Genomic DNA, 5,890 nt, shown 5'->3' with positions numbered 1-5,890 from the left:
GCAGCTCGGCGGAACGCCGAATGGTACGAGGCGCAAGCCGAAAAATCGAAGGCCGTTCTTATGGAGGCTGAGCGCGCCAAGTCGGAATTCGAGCGCGCCAATGGCATCCTGCTACAAGACGACAAGGTGGATATCGACAGTGCGCGCTTGGCGGCGCTTGCTTCACAGGGCGGCGCCCCAGTGTTTGCCCCGGCGGCGGCGGCGGCCCCATCCGCACCGATGCTGGCGGCCGTTGAAGCCGAGTTGGGTGAGGCCTCCAAGGTCTTGGGTCCCAATCACCCGACCCTTCAGTCCTTGAGGACGCGTAAAGCAGTTCTCGAAAACCAAGTCGCCCAGGAGCGCGCGGCCGCCAACAATTCCGCTAGCGCTGCCGTTAGCGCTGCGCGCGCGACGAGCGGCATGCTTGAGGCGCAAAAGGCAAAGGTCATGGGTCAACGCGAGCAGGTCGAGCGCCTACGGCTAATGCAGGATGAGATCGACCTTCGACGCGACCAGTACAACAAGGGAGTCGCTCGCGCAGCGCAACTGCGTCAGGAGGCGGAGGTTGCGGAAGCTGGAGTTGTACCGCTCTCTGCTGCGGTGACTCCGCAGGAACCGGAGTTTCCGAAAAAAGGGGTCATTGTTCCCGCAGCGTTGTTTGGAGGCATTGGCTTGGGCGTTGTCATCGGGCTGGTGTTGGAACTCATCGGAAGGCGTGTACGCAGTGCCGATGACTTGGCCGTTTCCATCAAGGCACCTGTTTTGGCCGTGGTGCGCGGTGAACCCAAACCTATCAAAACAAGCTTCAAGATGCCGAAGCTCCGACGGGGACCGCGGGTCGCGATGGCCGGGACGGGCGAGAAATGAGCGCGATGTCTGATGCGGTTGTGAGACAGGCTGCGCCACTAGATTCAGCGGCCCTGCTTGGGGACCCAATGAGCCACGAGTTTTCGCCACATCTCGTGACGCTGGTGGGCGATAAGCCCTACGAGGCAGAAGCTATACGGACTATTCGTACCCACATCATCGCCCGACATATGCGCGATGGTCGGCGCGGATTGGCGGTTTGCGCCGCGACCGCAGGGGTGGGATGCTCTTTCACGGCGGCCAATTTGGCGGTGTCAATGGCTCAGGTCGGTGTGTCCACGCTACTAATCGACGGTAACCTCCGCGAGCCTCAGATTGAACTGTTCATCCGTCCTCCCGGACTAGCCGATGGCGTGCGCCAGTGCGTCGCCGACGAGGGCCTGCCGAATAGCTACTTACATGCGGAGGTCATCCCCAACCTTTCGGTGCTCTATTCCGGGGGCGTGGCGCCCAACGCCCAAGAGTTACTGGGTGGCGCCCCATTCCGATCGATGATCGAGCGGTGTCTACGCGATTTCGAGATGACGATCGTTGACACGCCGCCGCTAAGTCAGTGCGCGGACGCGCTGCGTATCGCAAGCATGATTGGCTACACCCTGGTGGTGGCTCGAACAAATGTGAGCAAGTCGCGGGATCTCGCGGCGTTGGCGCAGCAATTGCAGGAAGATGGAGCCCGCGTGGTGGGCACAGTGCTGAACGAGGTCTGAGCGTGACGGTAGCGGTGGAGTCTGACGCGGGGCGACCGCGACTGCCGAACGCGGGCCAGTTGGTACTGGCGTTGGCAGTGCTTGTTTTGGCGGCCCCGACGCTTTATCGCCTGGGCACCCAGGTCTGGTCAAAGGAGATCGGCGCCCACGGTCCTATTGTGCTGGCGACCGGCGCCTGGATCCTCTGGCGCGAAATCCCGGCCATGCTCAAGGAAGGACGGACAGGCCATCCCGTTCTGACGTTCTTTGGGGCCGTTGTGTCGCTGGCGATCTATGTTTTCGGTCGCGCCTACGATCTGATTAGTTTGGAAGCGGCGGGGCTCTACGGCTTCGGTTTGTCGCTACTGCATGACCGTTTCGGCGTGCGGACCCTCCTCAAGAACTGGTTCCCGTTGTTGTATCTTGGCCTCCTGTTGCCCCTGCCGGGCTGGATGCTGGATGAGTTCACGGCGCCGCTAAAGCTGTTCGTCTCGGTGATATCCGGGGAGATCGCCTTGCTGCTCGGCGTACCCTTGGTGCGGGAGGGCGTGACAATGACCGCCGGCCCATACCAGATGCTGGTAGAGGATGCCTGTTCAGGACTGAACTCCTTGATCGGGCTGGTCGCAATTACGCTGTTTTATGTTTACCTTCTAAGGAACGCAGGCTGGCGATACTGCCTCTTTCTGCTAGCGCTGATCATCCCCGTGGCGGTTGCGGCCAATGTCATCCGGATCGTATTCCTGATCCTTCTCACCTACAACTTCGGCGACGCTGTGGGACAAGGCTTCCTGCATGTATCGGCGGGCCTGTTTCTTTTCGCTCTGTCGCTGGGCCTGATGTTTGCGATCGACAGCCTGGTCTCAAAGGTCTGGCCAGGCGCCAAAGCCGGTAGGCTCGCATGATCCGGCGGAGAGAAGTCATCTTGACGGGGTTGGGCCTATCTGCGCTGGGCGCAGCGGAGGCCCTTCGGCCGAGAAGCAAACTCAAGCTGCTCAAGGCTGGTGGCTCGATCGAGGCCGCGCTGCCTCGGGAGTTTGGACCCTGGGTTTCTCATGAGGCCAACCTCGTCAATCCGGCCCAGGCAGGAAGACTTGCTCAGGGCCTCTATAGCGAAACGGTGCAGCGAGCGTACTTCAACGAAACGACCGGCGATGAGGTTTTCGTCCTGGCGGCCTATGGCGACACCCAGAGCGACCTCCTGCAACTTCACCGTCCCGAAAGTTGCTATCCCGCCGTTGGGTTCGAGTTAAAGATGAGCGAAGCAACCCAGATTCCGTTGGGCCGCAACCGAATTCCAGGGCGGCGGGTGATCGCTACCATGGAGACCCATTCCGAGAACATTATCTACTGGACGAGGCTCGGTGAGCGCCTACCTCAGAGCGCCGGTGATCAACGGGACGCGCGTCTGCTGAACGCGATCGATGGATTCGTTGCTGATGGAATTCTACTCCGTTGTTCCGCGATCGGAGAGGCCCCCCCAGCATTTGCACTGCTTGAGCGCTTTATACCGCAATTGCTTTCGGCCACGCCGAGAGACCTCAGGCCCGCGTTGGTGGGTACGGATCTGGCCCGCAGGATCGCTTAGTGGCGGAGCCTCGCGTTAGCGTCATCATCCCACACTACCAGGACCTGCAGGGTCTTGAGCTGTGCCTCTCGCGCCTGGAGGCTCAGACATTTCCGGCTAGTGATTTGGAGATCGTCGTCGCTGACAACGCCTCGCCTTGCGGTCTCCCTGCAGTCAAGGCTGTGGTAGCGGGGCGCGCCCGTGTTGTGGTCTGCACAGAGAAGGGCGCCGGCCCTAACCGCAACGCCGCCGTGGCTGCGTCGCGTGGCAAGATCCTGGCGTTCATCGATTCTGATTGTCAGGCGGAACCGGGGTGGCTCGCGGCCGGTGTGGACGGCTTGGATCGGTTTGGGCTTGTGGGGGGGCGGGTGACCGTGCTGGTTGCCGATCCTGCAAGGATGACTGGCGCAGAAGCCTTCGAGGCAGTATTCGCCTTTGATTTCAAGACTTACATTGAAAGGCTGGGGTTTACCGGCGCCGGGAACATGTTCTGTACGCGCGAAACGTTTGATCGCGTTGGACCCTTTATGAACGGAGTCTCTGAAGACAAAGAGTGGTCCCAGCGGGCTGTTGAGAAGGGTGTATCGCTTGGCTATGTAGAGGCGGCCGTAGTCGGCCACCCGGCGCGCCGGAATTGGGGCGAGCTGGTTGCTAAGTGGCGACGCCTGAACCAGGAGAGCTATCTCTTGCACCGCAAACGCGGCGGCGCTTTGGTGACGTGGATTCTACGCTGTCTGGCGATGCCGGTCTCAGCCATCGCACATACCCCAAAGGTGTTGGCGGCGCGCTCTCTGAAGGGCGGCCGCGCGCGGTTCAAAGCCGTTACAACACTCTATAGGATCCGCCTGTGGCGTCTTGCGGATGGACTGAGAATTGCGGTTAGGGGAGCCTGATGGAAGCGTTGGCCCTCCCAGTCCTCGCTGGTTCCTTAGTGATGTTCGCACTTTTCGGGTTGTTGGTAAGTCTTCGTCATCCACCGACGTTTTGGATGGACGAACGCCGCCTACCGAAGCGGCACGTAAGGGGACGCAGTGTCGATGCTTCCCAACCACCATCAAAGGCCGGCTAGTCTGATCGTCGTCTCTGCTAGATGACGAGCCCTAGCCTCTCAGCTTCGCCGTCGCATCCTTGACAGCACCCAGTTTAGGTCCAGTTGGACGGCCTTCCAGTCTAACCGAACTAGGAGCGCTACTGACGCAAGGGCAGTGCCCGAAGCGACGAGCGCCCAGATCGATTGGCCCAGTTGCAGGGTCCAGGCGGCGGCGATGGCGGCCGCCGACAAAAAAACCAAGCACAGCACGCGGGCGATCTCGCGAGACAGCTTCAGCGCGCCGGCGCGGCTTAAGAGGATCAACGCCGCCACGAGCGCTACAACTTCACCAACGATGAAGGCGCCGATGATTGCCTCCAACGTCGGCGTGAGCGCCGCTGCGGCGAAGGCGAGGGGAAGAGCTGCCATCCGCGCAACGTTGTTCAACATGACGATGAGACTCTGCCCTAGGCTGACTGCTACGTTTGTCGGCCAAAGGCGCACGAAGCGGATTGACTGGAGGGCGCCGAGTAGAGCGAAGATCTGCAGCGGCTGGGCGAAGCCCTGCCCGTATAGAAGCGGCGTCGCGATGGGCCCTGCGAGGGCGAAGCCGATGATGATGGCTGCGGATAGGAGCAGCATTCGCGCGGCGTAGCTCCGGTGCTGTGTCGCGAAGGCAGCCGGTTCTGTCTTGGCCCCCGAAAGCTGGGGCAGGTGGAGCCCGGAGAGGAACCGCCCGAGCATGGCGGTGGGGTAGTAGGCTAAGAGCAATACAGCACTGTAATGGCCCAACGCCTCCGGTCCCAGGGCACCCCCGACCACCACTCGATCGCCCTGAGTCCCCAAGAAGAGCAGCAGGCCGTTTACCGCCAGGGGCGCGGCGAACACGCCGAAGGTGCGCGCCTCGACGGCCGCGAACTCCCAGCGATAAGGCCGCCGCGCAACCAGGTGCGACGCCACGACGAGCGCAATGGACCGCGCTATTAGGCCGTAAACTACGGCCGTGTGGTCCCGCGTGAACCAAGCGGCGAGCGCGGTAGCGACGAGGCTGATCGTTTCCGACACCAGCATCACCCAGCTTTCGGGTCGAAAATCCGCGTTTCTCTGTAACCGACGCATATCGAGATGTGCGAGGCCGCCGATCAGCGGGGCCGCGCCCAAGGCGATCAATGAGATCTGGAGATCAGGTGCCTTGTAGAGTGCGGCGAGCAAGCTGGCGGAGAGCGCCAGGGCACCTGCAATGAATACTCCCCGCGCGGCCATCACAGCATGAACGACCCCCTGCATCGTCGGGCTGTCGCCATCCTTGTCCTGCACCAAGAAGCGGTCCGCGCCTGTATCACTGACTGCTTCGAAGAACGCGGCGGTGAGGATGAGGGTGGCGGCCAAACCTAACTCAAAGGGGCCGAGCAGGCGCGCAAGGACGACGTAACGCAGCAGAGCGAACAACTGCGATGCAATGTTGGCCGTAAAGTAGGCGCGGGCACCCTGTCTCAAAAGGGATGCTCCAACGGCTCAACTAGGCTCGCACGGCTTGTCAATCACCGATGGACGGCCCGCCGCCGCAGCAACACGGTTCCCACAACGCTTGACATCTTTTCCAGTGTTTATGCTCGCGCGCCATTGGGAACCGTCCAGCGTAGAGACCCTGTTGTTTCGAACAATGGAGTCGCGGCCTGTGCCTAAGGCAATTCCCTGTGGATAGCCCACAGTAAGTTCATTGTTTTCGATAAGAATTCGATCGAATCCGCCATCATCGAT

General features: G+C 61.3%; 7 protein-coding genes. 5 read left to right on the top strand and 2 right to left on the bottom strand.

The window, feature by feature from the left end; all coding sequences use genetic code 11:
* The 5 genes from ACIQ3R_RS14250 to ACIQ3R_RS14230 all read left to right on the top strand — a co-directional run.
* Positions 1-846 (top strand): hypothetical protein (locus ACIQ3R_RS14250; RefSeq protein WP_397419524.1); only part of this gene is annotated, 846 nt, incomplete at its 5' end.
* A 68-nt stretch (positions 847-914) separates the two neighbouring features.
* Positions 915-1,553: a CpsD/CapB family tyrosine-protein kinase gene (locus tag ACIQ3R_RS14245; protein WP_397419523.1), complete on the top strand. Its 639-nt coding sequence runs from the start codon at positions 915-917 to the stop codon at positions 1,551-1,553.
* A 2-nt stretch (positions 1,554-1,555) separates the two neighbouring features.
* Entirely contained in the window at positions 1,556-2,437 is an 882-nt protein-coding gene (gene xrt / locus ACIQ3R_RS14240) for an exosortase (protein ID WP_397419522.1), read from the top strand.
* Between the two features lie 20 nt (positions 2,438-2,457).
* The gene (locus tag ACIQ3R_RS14235; RefSeq protein ID WP_397419521.1) at positions 2,458-3,120 is read left to right on the top strand and encodes an exosortase C-terminal domain/associated protein EpsI; all 663 of its coding nucleotides are present in this window, start codon (positions 2,458-2,460) and stop codon (positions 3,118-3,120) included.
* Positions 3,120-3,992, top strand: coding sequence for a glycosyltransferase family 2 protein (locus ACIQ3R_RS14230; protein ID WP_397419520.1), 873 nt, complete (start codon positions 3,120-3,122; stop codon positions 3,990-3,992). Before ACIQ3R_RS14235 ends, ACIQ3R_RS14230 begins: the two co-directional genes overlap by 1 nt.
* Positions 3,993-4,207: 215 nt before the next feature.
* Here the strand turns inward: ACIQ3R_RS14230 and ACIQ3R_RS14225 are convergent, their stop codons facing one another.
* Both ACIQ3R_RS14225 and ACIQ3R_RS14220 read right to left on the bottom strand, forming a co-directional pair.
* Positions 4,208-5,626, bottom strand: a complete 1,419-nt coding sequence (locus tag ACIQ3R_RS14225) for an oligosaccharide flippase family protein (protein ID WP_397419519.1) — start codon at positions 5,624-5,626, stop codon at positions 4,208-4,210.
* An 18-nt stretch (positions 5,627-5,644) separates the two neighbouring features.
* Positions 5,645-5,890: hypothetical protein (locus ACIQ3R_RS14220; protein ID WP_397419518.1), on the bottom strand; the 246-nt coding region annotated here is incomplete at its 5' end.

Origin of the sequence: Phenylobacterium sp. (assembly GCF_044371015.1) — a bacterium.
Taxonomy (GTDB): domain Bacteria; phylum Pseudomonadota; class Alphaproteobacteria; order Caulobacterales; family Caulobacteraceae; genus Phenylobacterium.
This window is presented reverse-complemented; position numbering and strand designations above follow the sequence as displayed.

What these genes read in the sequence shown, in the direction of transcription:
- ACIQ3R_RS14245 (WP_397419523.1), top strand. Translation starts at nt 915, where the DNA reads ATGAGCCACGAGTTTTCGCCACATCTCGTGACGCTGGTGGGCGATAAG.